This is a genomic window from Streptomyces sp. NPDC057287, assembly GCF_042667905.1.
Lineage (GTDB): Bacteria > Actinomycetota > Actinomycetes > Streptomycetales > Streptomycetaceae > Streptomyces.
Genome location: NZ_JBHUYV010000017.1, coordinates 71,711 through 89,621 on the forward strand (window position 1 = coordinate 71,711; position 17,911 = coordinate 89,621).

Annotated in this window: 18 protein-coding genes; 11 read left to right on the forward strand and 7 right to left on the reverse strand. The window is 70.9% G+C overall.

Features of this window, described 5'->3' with window-relative positions; genetic code table 11:
- Positions 1-188: 188 nt before the first annotated feature.
- The 3 genes from ACFUNE_RS28500 to ACFUNE_RS28510 all read right to left on the reverse strand — a co-directional run bounded on the left by ACFUNE_RS28500 (position 189) and on the right by ACFUNE_RS28510 (position 3,603).
- Entirely contained in the window at positions 189-1,166 is a 978-nt protein-coding gene (locus ACFUNE_RS28500; protein WP_383573944.1) for an acyl-ACP desaturase, read from the reverse strand.
- 155 nt (positions 1,167-1,321) lie between these two features.
- A complete protein-coding gene (locus ACFUNE_RS28505) occupies positions 1,322-2,968 on the reverse strand; it encodes an ABC-F family ATP-binding cassette domain-containing protein (protein ID WP_383573946.1) in 1,647 nt (548 codons plus the stop codon).
- A gap of 218 nt (positions 2,969-3,186) precedes the next feature.
- A complete protein-coding gene (locus tag ACFUNE_RS28510; RefSeq protein WP_383573948.1) occupies positions 3,187-3,603 on the reverse strand; it encodes an SsgA family sporulation/cell division regulator in 417 nt (138 codons plus the stop codon).
- Between the two features lie 212 nt (positions 3,604-3,815).
- On the opposite strand from ACFUNE_RS28510, the gene ACFUNE_RS28515 reads away from it, so the two are divergent.
- The 3 genes from ACFUNE_RS28515 (at position 3,816) to ACFUNE_RS28525 (ending at position 5,931) form a co-directional block, all read left to right on the forward strand.
- Entirely contained in the window at positions 3,816-4,907 is a 1,092-nt protein-coding gene (locus ACFUNE_RS28515) for a WD40/YVTN/BNR-like repeat-containing protein (RefSeq protein ID WP_383573950.1), read from the forward strand.
- Between the two features lie 62 nt (positions 4,908-4,969).
- A complete protein-coding gene (locus ACFUNE_RS28520; protein WP_383573952.1) occupies positions 4,970-5,590 on the forward strand; it encodes a sugar O-acetyltransferase in 621 nt (206 codons plus the stop codon).
- Positions 5,591-5,643: 53 nt separating this feature from the next.
- Complete coding sequence (locus ACFUNE_RS28525) at positions 5,644-5,931, forward strand: hypothetical protein (RefSeq protein ID WP_383573953.1); 288 nt, start codon at positions 5,644-5,646, stop codon at positions 5,929-5,931.
- 17 nt (positions 5,932-5,948) lie between these two features.
- Here the strand turns inward: ACFUNE_RS28525 and ACFUNE_RS28530 are convergent, their stop codons facing one another.
- The gene (locus ACFUNE_RS28530; RefSeq protein ID WP_383573955.1) at positions 5,949-6,248 is read right to left on the reverse strand and encodes a YciI family protein; all 300 of its coding nucleotides are present in this window, start codon (positions 6,246-6,248) and stop codon (positions 5,949-5,951) included.
- 36 nt (positions 6,249-6,284) lie between these two features.
- On the opposite strand from ACFUNE_RS28530, the gene ACFUNE_RS28535 reads away from it, so the two are divergent.
- A complete protein-coding gene (locus tag ACFUNE_RS28535) occupies positions 6,285-6,962 on the forward strand; it encodes an endonuclease V (protein WP_383573957.1) in 678 nt (225 codons plus the stop codon).
- Positions 6,963-7,045: 83 nt separating this feature from the next.
- Positions 7,046-7,192, forward strand: a complete 147-nt coding sequence (mmpA, locus tag ACFUNE_RS28540; RefSeq protein WP_383573959.1) for a morphogenic membrane protein MmpA — start codon at positions 7,046-7,048, stop codon at positions 7,190-7,192.
- 57 nt (positions 7,193-7,249) lie between these two features.
- Here the strand turns inward: mmpA and ACFUNE_RS28545 are convergent, their stop codons facing one another.
- Positions 7,250-8,440, reverse strand: coding sequence for a saccharopine dehydrogenase family protein (locus ACFUNE_RS28545; protein ID WP_383573961.1), 1,191 nt, complete (start codon positions 8,438-8,440; stop codon positions 7,250-7,252).
- Positions 8,441-8,645: 205 nt separating this feature from the next.
- Here ACFUNE_RS28545 and ACFUNE_RS28550 point away from each other — a divergent pair, with 205 nt between their 5' ends.
- Genes ACFUNE_RS28550 through ACFUNE_RS28570 form a run of 5 tightly spaced genes read left to right on the forward strand, consistent with a single transcriptional unit; the run spans position 8,646 to position 15,437 of the window.
- A complete protein-coding gene (locus ACFUNE_RS28550) occupies positions 8,646-9,797 on the forward strand; it encodes a CaiB/BaiF CoA transferase family protein (protein ID WP_383573963.1) in 1,152 nt (383 codons plus the stop codon).
- Entirely contained in the window at positions 9,797-10,831 is a 1,035-nt protein-coding gene (locus ACFUNE_RS28555) for an LLM class F420-dependent oxidoreductase (RefSeq protein ID WP_383573965.1), read from the forward strand. Before ACFUNE_RS28550 ends, ACFUNE_RS28555 begins: the two co-directional genes overlap by 1 nt.
- 1 nt (position 10,832) lies before the next feature.
- Positions 10,833-11,975 (forward strand): acyl-CoA dehydrogenase family protein, encoded by a 1,143-nt coding sequence (locus ACFUNE_RS28560; RefSeq protein WP_383573967.1) that lies wholly within the window; start codon positions 10,833-10,835, stop codon positions 11,973-11,975.
- A 37-nt stretch (positions 11,976-12,012) separates the two neighbouring features.
- Complete coding sequence (locus ACFUNE_RS28565; RefSeq protein WP_383573968.1) at positions 12,013-13,227, forward strand: acetyl-CoA C-acetyltransferase; 1,215 nt, start codon at positions 12,013-12,015, stop codon at positions 13,225-13,227.
- Positions 13,228-13,265: 38 nt separating this feature from the next.
- Positions 13,266-15,437, forward strand: coding sequence for a 3-hydroxyacyl-CoA dehydrogenase NAD-binding domain-containing protein (locus ACFUNE_RS28570; RefSeq protein WP_383573970.1), 2,172 nt, complete (start codon positions 13,266-13,268; stop codon positions 15,435-15,437).
- A 21-nt stretch (positions 15,438-15,458) separates the two neighbouring features.
- Here ACFUNE_RS28570 and ACFUNE_RS28575 read toward each other — a convergent pair whose 3' ends face one another.
- Both ACFUNE_RS28575 and ACFUNE_RS28580 read right to left on the reverse strand, forming a co-directional pair.
- Positions 15,459-16,199, reverse strand: coding sequence for a MerR family transcriptional regulator (locus ACFUNE_RS28575; RefSeq protein ID WP_383573972.1), 741 nt, complete (start codon positions 16,197-16,199; stop codon positions 15,459-15,461).
- 243 nt (positions 16,200-16,442) lie between these two features.
- Positions 16,443-17,204 carry a hypothetical protein gene (locus tag ACFUNE_RS28580; protein ID WP_383573974.1) on the reverse strand — a complete coding sequence of 254 codons (762 nt, stop codon included), beginning with the start codon at positions 17,202-17,204 and terminating at the stop codon, positions 16,443-16,445.
- A 98-nt stretch (positions 17,205-17,302) separates the two neighbouring features.
- Here ACFUNE_RS28580 and ACFUNE_RS28585 point away from each other — a divergent pair, with 98 nt between their 5' ends.
- Entirely contained in the window at positions 17,303-17,779 is a 477-nt protein-coding gene (locus ACFUNE_RS28585; protein WP_383573976.1) for a macro domain-containing protein, read from the forward strand.
- Positions 17,780-17,911: the final 132 nt, after the last annotated feature.

Genomic DNA, 17,911 nt, shown 5'->3' on the forward strand with positions numbered 1-17,911 from the left:
CCCGCCAAACCTCTTGCCATTTTGGGGGGGGGGGTTGTTTTTTTTTAAAACCCCCCCGCCGGGGCGGCCGGCGTGGGGGGGGGGGCGGCCATGGCGGGGGGGGCCCCCCCCGCGCCCGGGGCCCCCCGCCACTGTCCGGTGGGCCAGGGGAGCGGATCCCGAGCCCGGCCGGACGTGTGCCGATTTGATCAGGCCTGGGCGGCCCGGGCCGCCAGGCGGGCCTTGCGCGCCGCCAGCTTCTCGTCGAATTTGGACGCCTCGCTGTCCAGGCCGCTCATGTACAGTCCGAGCTCCTCCTGCGCCTTGAGGCCCTCCGGGCCGAGCCCGTCGATGTCGAGGACCTTCAGGAAGCGCAGGACGGGCTGGATCACGTCGTCGTGGTGGATCCGCATGTTGTAGATCTCGCCGATCGCCATCTGCGCGGCGGCCCGCTCGAAGCCGGGCATGCCGTGTCCGGGCATCCGGAAGTTGACGACGACGTCCCGCACGGACTGCATCGTGAGGTCCGGGGCGAGGTCGAAGGCCGCGCCCAGCAGATTGCGGTAGAAGACCATGTGCAGGTTCTCGTCGGTCGCGATGCGGGCCAGCATCCGGTCGCAGACGGGGTCGCCCGACTGGTGGCCGGTGTTGCGGTGCGAGACGCGGGTCGCGAGCTCCTGGAACGCCACATACGCCACGGAGTGGAGCATGGAGTGGCGGTTGTCGGACTCGAAGCCCTCCGCCATGTGCGCCATGCGGAACTGCTCCAGCTTGTCCGGGTCCACGGCGCGTGAGGTGAGCAGGTAGTCACGCATCACGATGCCGTGCCTGCCCTCCTCCGCGGTCCAGCGGTGCACCCAGGTCCCCCAGGCGCCGTCGCGGCCGAAGAGGGAGGCGATCTCGTGGTGGTAGCTGGGGAGGTTGTCCTCGGTCAGAAGGTTCACGACGAGGGCGATGCGTCCGATGTCGGTGACCTTGGACTGGCTGGTCTCCCACGCCTCCCCGTCCTCGAAGATTCCGGGGAAGTTGCGGCCGTCGGAGAACGGTACGTACTCGTGGGGCATCCAGTCCTTGGCGACCTTGAGATGGCGGTTGAGTTCCTTCTCCACCACCTCTTCCAGCGCGTACAGCAGCTGGGCGTCTGTCCACGCCTTCGAACTGCCCAGGTGGGGAGAGGTGATCGTCACGGGGGGCTCCTGGGGACGGGAGAATTACCTACGGCTTCGTAGGTTACGTGACCGTAGGTTAAGGCGGCGGTAAGGCCACAGCCAAGCCCAGCCCTCGCAGTGTATGCTCACACTGTGTCATATGTGCAGGTCAACAGTGTGCACGGCCGGACAGGTCAGACGTCTTCGACCTCGGTTCCCGGCAGCTGACCAGGGCCGATGTCCCGGAGCCCGTCCGCGTCCAGCAGGAGCCACCGGGTGATTCCCAGCGACCTCAGAAAGGCCAGGTCGTGGCTCGCCACGATCAGCGCGCCCTCGTACGCCTCCAGCGCCGACGTCAGGCGGCGCACGCCGGACAGGTCGAGGCTGTTCGTCGGCTCGTCCAGCATCAGCAGCCGGGGAGCGGGCTCGGCGAGCAGCAGCGCCGCCAGCGTCGCCCGGAGGCGCTCACCGCCCGAGAGGGTGCCGGCCGGGCGGTCCGCGCGCGCACCCTTGAAGAGGAAGTGCGCGAGCCTCGCACGGATGCCGTTGGACGTCATGTCCGGCGCGACACGTGCCACGTTGTCCACCAGGGACAGTGCGTCGTCGAGGACGTCGAGACGCTGCGGCAGGAAGCCCACCGGGACCTGCGCGGACACCTCGCCCGCCACCGGGTCCAGATCGCCCGCGATCGTGCGCAGCAGCGTCGTCTTGCCCGCGCCGTTGCGGCCGATCAGCGCGATCCGTTCCGGGCCGCGCAGGTCCCATTCGCCCCGCACCCGCACCCCGTGTGCGAGTTCGAGATCACGCAGCACCAGCACCCCGCGGCCGGGATGCACCTGGGTGCGCGGCAGCTCGATCCGGATCGCCTCGTCGTCCCGTACGGCCCCGACGGCCTCGTCGAGGCGTTCCTCCGCGTCGGCCAGGCGCTCGGTGTGCATGATGCGGTGCTTGCCGGCCGACTCCTGCGCGGTCTGCTTGCGCTGGCCCATCACGGCCTTCGGTTCGCGCTTGGTGTCCCACATCTTCTGCCCGTACCGCTTGCGCCGGGACAGCTTGACGTGCGCGTCGGCGAGTTCGCGTTTCTGCCGCCGGACGTCGGCCTCCGCGACCCGCACCATCCGCTCGGCCGCTTCCTGTTCCACGGCCAGGGCCTCCTCGTAGGCCGACAGGTTCCCGCCGTACCAGGTCACCGTGCCGTCACGGAGGTCGGCGATCCGGTCCACCCGCTCCAGGAGTTCGCGGTCGTGGCTGACGACGACCAGCACTCCCGTCCAGGCGTCGACGGCGTCGCGGAGCCGTGCGCGCGCGTACAGATCGAGGTTGTTGGTCGGCTCGTCCAGAAGCAGGACGGGAGGGCGGGCCAGCAGCAGTGCGGCCAGACGCAGCAGTACGCACTCGCCGCCGGACAGTTCGCCGATGGTGCGGTCGAGACCGGCGCCGCCGAGGCCCAGCTGGTCGAGCACGGCGAGGGCGCGCTCCTCGACGTCCCAGTCGTCGCCGACCGCGGCGAAGTGCTCCTCGCGGGCATCCCCCGCCTCGATGGCGTGGAGCGCCGCCCGCGCCCCGGCGACACCCAGTACGTCGTCCACCCGCAGAGCGGTGTCCAGGACCAGGTCCTGAGGGAGGTAGCCGATGTCGCCAGTCGTGGTGATGTGCCCGGAGGTCGGGGTGAGTTCACCGGCGATCAGTCGCAACAGGGTGGACTTCCCGCAGCCGTTGAGGCCGATCAGGCCCGTACGGCCCGGACCCACGGCCAGTTGGAAGCCGTCGAACACGTCACTCCCGTCCGGCCAGGCGAACGAGAGTGAGGAACAGAGGATATGCGTGGCGGATGCAGGCACAAGGTCTCCCGGCTGCGTCGAGGAATCGCGGAGAACGGCTCGGACACTGGGGTCGCACAGGGGCGCGCGCCCGTGAGGGCAGGCGGCACGGTGTGCGGACACCTCAGATGTGGAGCAACGTCCTTCTCCGATCCGGCGACGACAGGGACACCGGTGACGTTAGGGGCGCGGCCGGTCGGCCCGCAACCGAATTGCGGTGCGCGGCGCCCGGGAGCCGCTCAGGCGGGCCCGCCCAGCAGGTCGGTCAGGTCGCCGTCCAGATCCATGAAGCGGCGCTCGTGGCCCTCCGGGACCAGCTCCTGCGCCCGCTTCAGGAAGCGGCGCAGCTCGGAGGTCCGGACATGCACCATGGCGATGCCCTCGACGGCGTGGAACTCCAGCACCGTACGGTCGTATCCGAACGGCCGGACCCGGACGTCGCCGACCCCGGCCGGCGCGTCCATGCCCGTGGCGAGCAGCTCGCGGGAGAACTCCCAGGACACCTCGGTGCCTTCGAGTGTCGCGGGCCCGGGAAACGCCATGCGGACGGCGAACGGGTCCTCGCGGTCGTAGTGCAGAGTGGCGGGCAAGGTCTCCATACGCGGTGCGGACGCGACCATACGGGCCTGCACGGACTGCTCGATAACGCTGGACAAGACCTGCTCCCTCTCGCCTCGGACGACGGTTCCCGGCATTGGAGTAGACGACGGAACGCCTCCATCCGTGCACTGGCGGGCGGAGTGAGCTGCGTCACCGCCCCGCCTCCCCCTGATCAACTGCCCCGTTTCGCGGGGCGCACCCTGGACGGCGGTCCGCCGGTCGGTTAGCTTCCAGCGCCATGAGGGCCTTGTGGAAGACGAGACGGCTGATGGCACTGGGACTCTGCGGTGCGGCGGTGACCGCCGCGCTGGCCACACCGTCGGCGCAGGCGGGCCCGGCAGGCACGGCGGGCGAAGCGGGACAGACGGGCCGAACGGGGCACCGGGGCGGGGAACCCGCGTGGGCGCTCATCGCGACCGGGACGGAAGCGCGCTTCCGCGGCCTTGCCGCCGTCGGCCGCGACGCCGCCTGGGTCGCGGGTTCCGGAGGGACGGTGCTGCGCACCACGGACGGGGGACGGCACTGGCGCGACGTCTCGCCGGCCGATGGTTCGGGACTGGAGTTCCGTGACGTCGAGGCCTTCGACCGGAAGCGGGCGGTCGCCCTGGCCATCGGCGAGGGCGAGGCGTCCCGGGTCTTCCGCACCGCCGACGGCGGCGTGACCTGGACCGAGTCCTTCCGCAACGCCGACGCCCGGGCCTTCTACGACTGTCTGACCTTCTTCGACAGCCGGCACGGGCTGGCGATGAGCGACCCGGTGGACGGGAGGTTCCGCATCCTGTCCACGTCCGACGGCGGCCGGAGCTGGCGGGTGCTGCCCGACGCCGGGATGCCCGCGGCGCAGCCCGGCGAGGCCGGCTTCGCGGCGAGCGGCCAGTGCCTCGTCAGCGCGGGCGGAAGGGACGTCTGGCTCGCCACCGGCGGCGCGGCGAGCGCACGGGTGCTGCACTCCGGTGACCGCGGCCTGACCTGGACGCAGGCAGCCTCCCCGATCCCGGCCGGGGACCCGGCACGCGGTGTGTTCGGCCTCGCGTTCCGCGACCGTACGCACGGCATCGCCGTGGGCGGCGACTACCGGGCGGACCAGGCCTCGCCGGATGCCGCCTCCGTCACGGGCGACGGCGGCCGCAGCTGGCGGGGTTCGGCCGCCCCGCCGCCCTCCTACCGGTCCGGTGTCGCCTGGCTGCCGCACAGCAGGACGACCGCGCTCGCCGTGGGCCCCACCGGTACTGATGTCACCCGGGACGGCGGACGCACCTGGCGGACCGTGGACACCGGCTCGTACGACACGGTCGACTGCGCACCGGACGGCGGCTGCTGGGCCTCGGGCGAGAAGGGACGGGTGGCGCGGCTGGGGTAGTGGCCGAAGCGCTCACACACGTACGCACATCACGCCCGTATGAATGAAGGGACCTCTCCGCTGTGACGGATGCCGACCAGGAGGACGTTCTGGGCAGGATCGCCAAGGGGCTCGTCTACACCGAGTCGGAGGCGGCGTTCCTGGCCCCTCGGCGCCGCGCGGACCAGATCTTCGAGTACAACCGGACACCGCCGAGCCGGCCGGAGCGGCGGCGGTCGCTGCTCGTCGAGATCTTCGGCTCGGCCGGCGAACGTACGGTGCTGCTGCCGCCGTTCCACGCGGCGTTCGGCAGCAACGTCCACATCGGTGACGACTTCTTCGGCAACGTCAACCTGACGTTCGTCGACGACGTGGACATCCGTATCGGCAACGACGTCATGATCGCTCCGAGCGTGACGCTGACCACGACGGGCCACCCGGTGCATCCCTCGCGACGTGCCGACTTCGGGCGGTTCTCCGAACCGATCGACATCGAGGACAAGGTGTGGATCGGCAGCAATGCGGTGATCCTGCCCGGCGTCCGCATCGGATACGGGTCGGTCATCGGTGCGGGCAGCGTCGTCAGCCGCAGCGTTCCCCCGATGACCGTCGCGCTCGGAACGCCGTGCCGCGTGGTCCGCGCCATCACGGACGAGGACCTCGCCGTGCGTACCGCAGAAGACCGGGGAACGTGCCGGCCGTGACCGACTCCCGCTCCTCGGCCGCCCGCGGTGATTCCGCGGGAGAGCATCCGCCCGTGAGCAGCGACCTGGAAGTGAGTGCCCTGGCGATCAACGTCACGATCCCGGAGGCCCTCCGCTGGACGGACACGCGACGCGGTGAAGCCTTCAGGCTGACCACGCTCAACGTCCGGCTTCTCCCGGACGGCCGCCTCGCCGCGAAGGCCTACGGCCGACCGGTCGGTGGCGGCCGGGGCGCGTACGTCTCGTTCCCCGTCCCCGACGAACCCGCGCTGGCGGCCCTGGTGGACGGCGCCGCCGTCCGTGCGGGGGCGCTGTGGGCCGCTCACCGCGGTCTCGGGTGAGCCCGGCCGACGCGGTACTAGCCGGGAAGCTGCTGCCGGTACGGCGCGAGCGCGTCCGAGGTCTTCGTCGCGATGAACTCCGTGATCCGGTAGGCGCACACCCCGTGCGCCGCGAAGGGGTCGGAGGCCGCGACCCTCTCGATCTCGCCGCGGTCCTCCCCGACCGCCAGGATCACACCGCCGTCGCGGGGGTTCTTGCGTCCGGAGGCGATGAACACCCCGGCCGCGTACTGGGTGTCCAGCCAGGTGACGTGCTCCGCCATGAGGGCGTCGACGCGCTCGACCGGTGCGGTGTAGGTCAACTCGAGAACGAACATGATCGCCAGGCTACCGGCTGCCTAGACTGACCCGTCATGACGACTTTCCGGATGCCCGCCGACGAGGCCGAAGCCCGTGCCGTCCAGGACGCGTTGCGCGGGCGGGTGGTGCTGGACGAGCCGGGGCCGCCGCCCGGCACCGGCCGGGTGACCGGGGTCGACGTCGCCTACGACGACGAGCGGGACCTGGTCGTCGCGGCGGCTGTCGTACTGGACGCGGCGACCCTGGAGGTGATCGCCGAGTCCACCTCCGAGGGCCGGGTGACGTTTCCGTACATCCCCGGTCTCCTCGCCTTCCGGGAGATCCCGGCCGTCGTGGACGCGCTGGAGGGGCTTCCGGTGGATCCCGGGCTCGTCGTCTGCGACGGCTACGGGCTGGCCCACCCACGCAGGTTCGGGCTCGCCAGCCACCTCGGCGTCCTCACCGGCCTGCCGGTCATCGGCGTCGCGAAGAACCCGTTCACCTTCCGTTACGAGGAACCCGGGCTCCGGCGCGGTGACTTCACGCCGCTGATGGACGGGGACGAGGAAGTGGGCCGGGCCCTGCGCACGCAGGACTCCACGAAGCCCGTCTTCGTCTCCGTCGGCCACCGCACCGGCCTGGACAACGCCTGCGCCCAGACGCTCGCGCTGGCCCGTGACTTCCGTCAGCCGGAGACCACGCGCAGAGCGGACGCCCTGTGCCGGTCGGCTCTCCGACAAGCGATCGGCTGATCCCGGACCCGCGCGACGATCTGTTGCGAACTGAGTACATGTACGGATGTTGTTCGTCGAACATCAGGGGCAGGCTGGTACACATGATCGACCACCACGCACCTCAGATGAGCACCGGAACCGTACGCCTCTCCCAGCGAGGCGTTGCCGTGGGCATGACCCTGGGCGTCCTCGCCGGAGGCGCCTGGACCGTGTCCATGGTCGTCACGCTGGCGTCCTGGATGTTCTGACCGGACGTGCGTGCGCCCTGAGGGCTCAGCGCACGGCCGCGAAGCGCCCCTGGGGGCTCAGCGCACCGCCGCGACCCGGAAGCGGAGCCCGGCCGCGGTCAGCCGCTCCAGCAGCGCGTCGCCCATCGCGACGGCCGTCGTGACCTGACCCGATGTCGTCGGTAGGTCGTCGAGGGCGAGTGAGAGAGCCGCTTCGGCCAGCATCTTCGCCGTCTCGTCGTAGCCGGGGTCGCCGCCCGACACCTCGGTGAAGACCTGTCGGCCGCCGCCCTCGCCGATGAAGCGGACCGTGAACCAGCTGCGCCTCCTGCGCTGCTCGCCAGGGCCCGTCCCCGGCTCGACCCGGGCCGACAGCCAGGCGCGCGCGGCCGGGATCTGGGCGGCACCCACCAGCAGACCGACAGCTCCCACCCCGCCGAGCGCCATCGGCAGGCGCTTCACCGAGGCGAAGTGCCGGTAGCGGAAATCGGGGCCGTAGCGCTCCAGCGCCCGGGCGGACCGCTCCACGACGCGCGGGTCCAGGGTCGGCAGCGGCAGTGCCCAGGTGCCGGTCTCCGGGCTGAAGTGGGGTGTCCCCTGCGGTGCGCGGGCGCGTCGCCCGACCAGGCGCGGCTCGTGCAGCCTGCGCTCCTTCGCCGCGCGCACCATCTGCGGGCCGCGCCCCATCGCGGTGAGCGCCGAGGCGAAGGTGCCGCCGGAGAAGACGGCGTTGGTCCGGACGTAGCCGTCGACGGTCAGCGGGACGCCTTCGGGGAGCTGGCGGACGGTGAAGTAGGCGCCGAGGTCGTGCGGTACCGAGTCGAAGCCGCAGGCGTGCACGAGACGGGCCCCCGTCTCGCGTGCCCGGCCGTCGTGTTCGAGGTACATCCGGTCGACGAACTCCGCCTCGCCGGTCAGGTCGGTGTAGTCGGTCCCGGCCTCCGCGCAGGCGGCCACCAGCTTCTCGCCGTACCAGACGTACGGTCCGACCGTCGATGCCACCACGTGCGCGGACTCGGCGAGTTCGCGCAGGGAGCCCGCGTCGTCCGCGTCGGCCGTCAGGAGGGGCAGAGCCGCGCAGTGCGGGTGCCTCGCGGCGAGGCTCGCGCGCAGCTCTTCCAGCTTGGCCGGGCTCCGCCCGGCCACGGCCCACCGGCAGCCTTCCGGCGCGTGTGCGGCCAGATATTCGGCGGTGAGCGCCCCCACGAAGCCGGTGGCTCCGAAAAGGACGACGTCATAGGGGCGTTCTGCCCGGTTCTGCCTGTTCATGAGTGCCTCCGTGGACGCCGGCGCCGATCTGGGAGGCAGAGGCTAGCGGAGGTGCTCGTGGCGCCGTGCGGCCGGGCGGGCTCCGGTGCGAGAGGATCCGGGAGAAAGAACTAAGCGCTTGCTCGGCCAAAAGGGTTGTGCGCCGCGCGGTCCGTTCTTAGCATCATCGATGTTACATCAGTTGTGTCACACCGCTGGGGGCTTGATGGCAACGACAGGGCACGCGTCGCAGGGCCCGCTGACCGGGGTGCGCGTCGTCGAGCTGGCGGGTATCGGTCCCGGGCCGTTCGCCGCGATGCTCCTCGCCGACCTCGGTGCCGACGTGGTGCGCGTCGACCGGCCGGGGGGTTCGGTGATCGGTATCGAACCGGCCTTCGACCTCACCAACCGCAACAAGCGTTCGGTCCTCGTCGACCTCAAGGCCGAGGGCGGAGCCGGACAGGTCCTCGACCTCGTCGAGCGCGCCGACGTCCTGATCGAGGGCTACCGGCCGGGCGTCGCCGAACGCCTCGGTGTGGGCCCCGACGCCTGCCTGGAGCGCAATCCGCGGCTCGTCTACGGGCGGATGACCGGCTGGGGCCAGGACGGCCCGCTGGCGGACCGGGCAGGACACGACATCGGTTACATCGCCCTCACCGGCACCCTGTCCATGATCGGCAGATCCGGCGAGCCGCCCACGGTGCCCGCCAACCTGGTCGGCGACTACGCGGGCGGCTCGCTCTACCTGGTCGTGGGCGTCCTCGCCGCCCTCCAGCACGCCCGTACACCGGGCGGCACCGGGCAGGTGGTCGACGCGGCCATCGTCGACGGCGCAGCCCATCTCGCCACCATGATCCACGGCATGCTGGCGGCCGGCAGCTGGCAGGACCGGCGCGGCGCCAACCTCCTCGACGGGGGCTGCCCCTTCTACGGCTCCTACGAGACCTCCGACGGTCTGTACATGGCGGTCGGGGCCCTGGAGCCCCGCTTCTACGAGGAGTTCACCGAGCTCCTCGGCCTCGGGGGCGAGGCCCCCGACCGCAACGACTTCGGACGCTGGGAGGAGCTGCGCGCCCTCGTCGCCGACCGTTTCAGCACCCGCACGCGCGCCGAATGGACCGAGGTCTTCGAGGGGACGGACGCCTGCGTGGCACCCGTCCTCTCCCTCCGCGAGGCACCCCACCACCCCCACCTCGCCGCCCGCTCCACCTATGTGGAGCACAGCGGCCTCACCCAGCCCGCACCCGCGCCCCGTTTCTCCGCGACCCCCGTCTCCGTGCGCACCGCACCCGCGCTGCCCGGAGCGGACAACGGGGCCGTCGCGGCGGACTGGGACGTGCCGGGCCTTCTGACCACCGGGAAGGAAACGACCGGCTGATGGAACTCTCCCTGCCGCTGAACTACGCGGGTGACCCGCGCGCCGCCTGCGACGAGGTCGCCGCTCTCGAGTCCGCCGGACTCGACGCCGTCTGGGTCGCCGAGGCGTACGGCTTCGACTCACCCACCCTCATGGGATACCTCGCCGCACGCACCGAGCGCATGAGGATCGGGGCGGCGATCCTCAACGTCTACTCCCGCACCCCCGCGCTCATCGCCCAGACCGGCGCCGGGCTCGATGCCGTGTCGGGCGGCCGGGCCCTGCTGGGACTCGGCGCGTCCGGCCCGCAGGTCGTGGAGGGCTGGCACGGCAGGCCCTACGACAAGCCGCTCGGCCGGACCCGGGAGACCGTCGAGCTCTGCCGCCGCATCTGGCGCCGCGAGGTCATCGACCACCACGGCATCACGGACATGCCGCTGCCGAAGGAGAAGGGCGGCAAGCTCGGCAAGCCGCTGAAGATCCTCACCCGGCCGGTGCGCGAGACCATCCCCCTCTACGTCGCCTCCCTCGGCCCCGCCAACGTCCGGCTCACCGCCGAGATCGCCGACGGGTGGCTGCCCACCCTCTACATCCCGGAGAAGGCCCAGCAGGTCTGGGGCACCGCCCTGGCCGAGGGTGCGGCGAAGCGCGACCCGGCACTCGGCCCCCTGCAGACCGTCGCGGGCGGTCTGCTGGCCATCGGCGACGACGCGGCCGCCGTCAGGGACCTCGCCCGCCCGCAGATCGCGCTCTACGTCGGCGGCATGGGCGCGCCCGGCAAGAACTTCTACAACGACCTCGCCGTCGCCTACGGCTACGAGCAGGAGGCCGCCACCATCCAGGAGCTCTACCTCTCCGGGAGGAAGAGGGAGGCCGAGGCCGCCGTACCCGACGAATTCTGCGAGCTCATGACGCTCTGCGGCCCCGAGGGGTACGTACGCGACCGCCTCGACGCATTCCGTGAGGCCGGAGTCACCATGCTCAACGTCACGCCCGTCGGCCCCGAGCCGGCGCGGCTGATCTCCACCGTCAAGAACTGGCTCCAGGGGGCTTGAAGTGCAGCGGCAGATCTTCACCGAAGAGCACGACGCGTTCCGCGGGTCCGTTCGCACCTTCCTGGCCAAGGAGGTCCTCCCGCACTACGAGCAGTGGGAGAAGGACGGCATCGTCGCACGCGAGGCCTGGCTCGCGGCAGGCCGGCAGGGGCTTCTCGGCCTCGCCGTCCCCGAGGAGTACGGCGGCGGGGGCAACGCCGACTTCCGCTACAGCGCCGTGCTCGCCGAGGAGTTCACCCGGGCCGGTGTCTCCGGCCTTGCGCTCGGCCTGCACAACGACATCATCGGCCCCTACCTCACCGGCCTGGCCACCGAGGAGCAGAAGCGGCGCTGGCTGCCCGGATTCTGCAGCGGCGAGACGATCACCGCCATCGCCATGACGGAACCCGGAGCGGGCTCCGACCTCCAGGGCATCCGGACCGCCGCCGAGGACAAGGGCGACCACTGGATCCTCAACGGCTCGAAGACCTTCATCTCCAACGGGATCCTGGCCGACCTGGTGATCGTCGTCGCCAGGACCTCGCCGGAGGGCGGAGCGAAGGGCCTTTCGCTGCTCGTCGTCGAGCGCGGCACCGAGGGCTTCGAACGGGGCCGCAACCTCGACAAGATCGGCCAGAAGTCCCAGGACACCGCCGAGCTGTTCTTCGACGACGTACGCGTCCCGAAGGAGAACCTCCTTGGTGAGCTCGACGGCGCCTTCATCCACCTCATGACCAACCTGGCCCAGGAGCGGATGGGTATAGCGGTCGCCGGGATCGCCGCCGCCGAGCACCTCCTGGAGATCACCACCCAGTACGTCAAGGAACGCGAGGCCTTCGGGCGACCGCTCTCCAAGCTGCAGCACATCCGCTTCGAGATCGCCGAGATGGCCACCGAGTGCGCCGTCACCCGGGCGTTCCTCGACCGCTGCATCGTCGACCACTCCGAGGGGACGCTCGACGCCGTCCACGCCTCCATGGCGAAGTGGTGGGCCACCGAACTGCAGAAGCGGGTCGCCGACCGCTGCCTCCAACTCCACGGCGGATACGGCTACATGACGGAGTACCGGGTTGCCAAGGCCTTCACGGACGGCCGCATCCAGACCATCTACGGCGGGACGACCGAGATCATGAAGGAGATCATCGGCCGTTCGCTGCTCGCCTGACCTCCCCGCCCAGCAACGACCCCGAAAGGCAGCTGCCTTGAGTACCGAAGCATTCGTCTACGACGCGATCCGCACCCCGCGCGGCCGCGGCAAGGCCAACGGCGCCCTGCACGGCACCAAGCCGATCGACCTCGTCGTCGGCCTCATCCATGAGATCCGCAGCCGCTTCCCCGGCCTCGACCCGGCGGCCATCGACGACATCGTCCTCGGTGTGGTCAGCCCGCTCGGCGACCAGGGCTCCGACATCGCCCGGATCGCCGCGATCGCCGCCGGACTCCCGGACTCGGTCGCAGGCGTGCAGGAGAACCGCTTCTGCGCCTCCGGTCTGGAAGCGGTCAATCTGGCTGCCGCGAAGGTCCGTTCGGGCTGGGAGGACCTCGTACTCGCGGGCGGCGTCGAGTCGATGTCCCGCGTGCCGATGGGCTCCGACGGCGGCGCCTGGGCCATGGACCCGATGACCAGCTTCGAGACCGGCTTCGCCCCGCAGGGGATCGGGGCCGACCTCATCGCCACCATCGAGGGCTTCTCCCGCCGGGACGTCGACGAGTACGCCGCGCTGTCCCAGGAGCGCGCCGCCGTCGCCTGGAAGGAGGAGCGCTTCGCCCGCTCCGTCGTTCCCGTCAGGGACCGCAACGGGCTGCTCGTCCTCGACCACGACGAGCACATGCGCCCCGGCACCACCGCCGACTCCCTCGCCTCCCTGAAGCCGTCCTTCGCGACGATCGGCGAGATGGGCGGCTTCGACGCCGTGGCCCTCCAGAAGTACCACTGGGTCGAGAAGATCGACCACGTCCACCACGCGGGCAACTCCTCCGGGATCGTCGACGGGGCCGCCCTCGTCGCCATCGGGTCCAAGGAGACCGGTGAGCGCTACGGGCTCACCCCGCGCGCCCGGATCGTCTCGGCCGCCGTCTCCGGGTCCGAGCCGACCATCATGCTCACCGGGCCCGCCCCCGCCACCCGCAAGGCGCTGGCCAAGGCCGGTCTCACCATCGACGACATCGACCTGGTCGAGATCAACGAGGCCTTCGCCGGAGTCGTCCTGCGCTTCGTCAGGGACATGGGCCTGAGCCTCGACAAGGTCAACGTCAACGGCGGCGCCATCGCGCTCGGACACCCGCTCGGCGCGACCGGAGCGATGATCCTCGGCACCCTCATCGACGAACTGGAGCGCCAGGACAAGCGCTACGGCCTCGCCACCCTCTGCGTCGGCGGCGGCATGGGCGTCGCCACCGTCATCGAGCGTCTCTGACCGTCCCGTCCCCAGACCTCTCACGGAGAAGACAAGCAATGACCGAGCGCACGACCATTCGCTGGGAACAGGACGAGACCGGCGTCGTCACCCTCGTACTCGACGACCCCGACCAGTCCGCCAACACGATGAACCAGGCCTTCCGCGACTCCATCGCGGCCGTCGCCGACCGCGCGGAGGCCGAGAAGGACTCCATCCGCGGCATCATCTACGCCTCCGCCAAGAAGACCTTCTTCGCCGGGGGAGACCTCAAGGACATGATCCGGATCGGCCCGGACAACGCCCAGGACGCCTTCGACGCCGGCACCTCGATCAAGAGCTCGCTGCGCCGTATCGAGACCCTCGGCAAGCCGGTCGTCGCCGCCATCAACGGCGCGGCGCTCGGCGGCGGTTACGAGATCGCGCTCGCCTCCCACCACCGCGTCGCCCTGGACGCCCCCGGCTCGCGGATCGGTCTGCCGGAGGTCACGCTCGGCCTGCTGCCCGCGGGCGGCGGAGTCACCCGCACCGTACGGCTGATGGGCATCGCCGACGCCCTGCTGAAGGTCCTCCTCCAGGGCACCCAGTACACCCCGCGGAGGGCGCTGGAGAACGGCCTCGTCCACGAGGTCGCCGCGACCCGGGAGGAGATGCTCGACAAGGCCCGCGCCTTCATCGACGCCAACCCCGAGTCGCAGCAGCCCTGGGACGTCAAGGGCTACCGCATCCCCGGCGGCACCCCGTCGAACCCGAAGTTCGCGGCCAACCTGCCTGCCTTCCCCGCCAACCTGAAGAAGCAGCTCGCGGGCGCGCCCATGCCGGCGCCCCGCAACATCATGGCCGCGGCGGTCGAGGGCGCGCAGGTCGACTTCGAGAGCGCGCAGACCATCGAGGCGCGCTACTTCACCGAGCTGGTCACCGGCCAGGTCGCGAAGAACATGATCCAGGCGTTCTTCTTCGACCTCCAGGCCGTCAACTCGGGCGCCAGCCGCCCGGACGGCGTCGAGGAGCGCCAGGTCCGCAAGGTGGCGGTCCTCGGCGCCGGGATGATGGGCGCGGGCATCGCCTACTCCTGCGCCCGCGCCGGCATCGACGTCGTCCTGAAGGACGTCTCCACCGAGGCCGCCGCCAAGGGCAAGGCGTACAGCGAGAAGCTCCTCGCCAAGGCGCTCTCCCGGGGCCGTACGACCGAGGCGAAGCGGGACGAGCTGCTGGCCCGCATCACTCCGACCGGTGACCCGGCCGACCTCGCTGGCTGCGACGCCGTGATCGAGGCGGTGTTCGAGGACACCACCCTCAAGCAGAAGGTGTTCCAGGAGATCCAGGGCGTCATCGAGCCCGACGCGCTGCTCTGCTCCAACACCTCGACGCTGCCCATCACCGTGCTCGCCGAGGGCGTCGAGCGTCCGGTGGACTTCATCGGCCTGCACTTCTTCTCGCCCGTCGACAAGATGCCGCTCGTCGAGATCATCAAGGGGGAGAAGACCGGGGACGAGGCACTCGCCCGCGCCTTCGACCTGGTGCGCCGGATCAGGAAGACCCCGATCGTCGTCAACGACTCGCGCGGCTTCTTCACCTCACGCGTCATCGGCCACTTCATCAACGAGGGCGTCGCGATGGTCGGCGAGGGCGTCGAGCCCGCGTCGGTCGAGCAGGCGGCGGCGCAGGCCGGCTACCCGGCCAAGGTGCTCTCCCTCATGGACGAGCTGACGCTCACCCTGCCCCGCAAGATCCGCAACGAGACCCGGCGCGCCGTCGAGGAAGCGGGCGGATCCTGGGCCACGCACCCCGCGGACGCGGTCATCGACCGGATGGTCGACGAGTTCGGGCGTCCCGGGCGCAGCGGCGGAGCGGGCTTCTACGAGTACGGCGAGGACGGCAGGCGGGGCCTGCTGTGGCCGGGGCTCCGCGAACACTTCACCGAGCCGGGCACCGAGATCCCGTTCGAGGACATGAAGGAGCGGATGCTCTTCTCCGAGGCACTGGACAGCGTCCGCTGCCTGGAGGAGAACGTCCTCATGACCGTCGCCGACGCCAACATCGGCTCGATCATGGGCATCGGCTTCCCCGCGTGGACCGGCGGTGTGCTCCAGTACATCAACGGCTACGAGGGCGGCCTGCCCGGCTTCGTGGCACGCGCCCGACAGCTGGCGGAGCGCTACGGCGACCGTTTCCTGCCCTCCGCGCTCCTGCTGGAGAAGGCGGAGAAGGGCGAGACCTTCCGCGACTGACAGCGCCCCCGCGGGCCGCGTTCACCCCTGCTCGTCGGCGGTGAACGCGGCCCGCAGCTCCTCCTTCAGCGATCGCTGGAAAGCCGTCAGCAGCGCCTGGAGCACCATCGGCTGCATGTGCGCCGAGAGCGACTTCATCGCCTTCACGTGTTCCGGGTCGGACTCCCGCTCCCGGTAGGGGTTCCACACCTCGTCCCGGAACAGCCGGGTCAGCTCGTGGGCGGCGGAGCGGGTGTGCTCCAGCAGGACCGTGCGCGCTGCCAGGATCGTCTCGTGCGCGATGGGCACGTCCAGGAGCTCCACCCCGAGCCGCAGAAGTCCCGGGTCCACCAGGAACGGCTCCCCGGGCGTCCCGGGGCGCTCCAGGACCCCCATGGCCGCGAGCCGGTCCACGTCCTGCTCGCTGAGGGGCCGGCCCGCGCGCCGCTCCAGCTCGGCGCGCTCCATGTCCTCGGCCGAGTCCGGGGCCCAGGACGCCACCAGGGCACGGTGGATCGCCAGGTCCTGCGCGCTCAGGTCGGGCGGCAGCTGCTGGAGGTAGCGCTCGATGGCGGCCAGTGTCATGCCCTGGTGCTGGAGCTCCTCGATGAGCGCCAGCCGGGAGAGATGGTCGTGCCCGTAGTGCCCGACGCGCCGTGGTCCGATCACCGGGGGCGGCAGCAGGCCCCTGGTGCTGTAGAAGCGCACCGTACGCACGGTGACTCCCGCGCGCGCCGCCAGTTCGTCGACGGTCAGCGTCGGTTCGTCCGTCCCGGTCGCCATGTCCACTCCTCGTCGCCGGGGCACTGCCGTACCGGTGCCTCGCCCGTGTCCGTGCCTGTGCACCGATCAGGTGCAACAGTATTGCTGTCTCACCACTGTTGTGAAAGTGTCCGGCAGCACCGAAGCGCGGTCCCACCACCGGTACGGGCGATCTTCCCGCCCTCTCCCGGCAGGACACGGCCGCCGGCGCCCGAATGAACCGCACCGAACAAAGCCACCGGCCGCCGCCGGGCGGGCGGTCGGTCAGGTGACCAGCCCGGCAGGTTCACAGGCCTGCCCCGGACCCACGAACCGGGTACACAGAGAGCACCAGTCGTCCGCGGCTGTGGCCAGGTCCGGGACCGCGGCCCGCACGGCGGAGGCCGTTCGGCCGAGAGTGCCGCCGTCCCGGACGAAGCAGCGCACGGTCCAGACGTCGCGCCGGGGCGTCGTCCACCACGAGTGAAGCCGCAGGTTGACGGCCGACCCGTCGTCGAACCACCACATGTCGGCGGGTCCGGTCGCCCGGTGTGCGCGAGGCGGCAGGTGTTCCTCGGCCACCGGGGGATCCGCTCCGGGGCGCGTGGTGGTTCGCAGGACGAGGTGAGGCCACCGGTGCACACCGGCCAACAGCGCGTCTGCCTCCAGCCGCTGATCGATGCTTCTGTCGATCACCCTGTGCGGCATTCGCGGTATCGGCATCGCGGTACGGCCGTCCGCGAGCACATCCACACGGCGGGTCCAGGAGCCGTCAAGAATGCCGGGAAAGGCCAGGCCGTGGGATGTCCGGTGAGCGGTCGGATGCCCGAACAGGCCGTATTCGTGGTCGTTGCCGTCTCGCGGTGAGTAGCACAGGCCGCCGTACCGCTCCTCGAACCGGATCATCGCGTCCACGATGCCGACGTCCGCGGGACGCTCGGAGCCGGCGTCGTCGACAAGCGTCGCGTACCGCCTGATCCGATCGGCAGGTGTAGGGGCGTATCGCCGCGCTCGTGGCTCCAGGAAGTCGCGGAGTCGGCGTGACACGGTGAGGTCATCGAGAATGTGTATACCTCACAGGGTACGCATGCGGGGCCAGGGCCGAGCGGCGGTTCGTTGTCAGTGGCGGTCCGTACGGTGAGGACATGCCGGGGATCACGTACATACGGGGGGACGCCACCGCTCCGCAGGGCAGGGGCGTCAAGCTGGTCGTGCACGTCTGCAACGACCTCGGCGGCTGGGGCAAGGGCTTCGTCCTGGCCCTGTCCCGCCGTTGGCCCGAGCCGGAAGCCGCCTACCGCCGGTGGCACCGTGGGCGGTCGGGCAACGACTTCGGGCCGGGAGCCGTGCAGCTCGTCCGGGCCGCCCCGTACATCTGGGTGGCCAACGTCGTGGGCCAGCGGGGGATGCGCACCGGCAGCAAGGGGGTGCCGGTGCGCTACGAGGCCATCGACGAGGGCCTGGCGAAGGTGGCCGTGCGGGCCGCCGAGCTGGGCGCGTCGGTCCACATGCCGAGGATCGGCTGCGGGCTGGCGGGCGGCACATGGTCCCGGATCGAACCCCTCGTCACCGAGCGGCTGGTGAAGAAGGGGATCGAGGTGACGGTGTACGACTACGGGTGAGAGCGGCCCCGGTGGTCGACGCGACGTACCTCCGGGAAGGGGTGCGCGGAGAAGGCGTTACAAGGATCCGAATGAGGTAACACTGTCGCACTGCCGGTGTGGTTGAGTGGTCGCACCGAGCGGGGAGGCCTC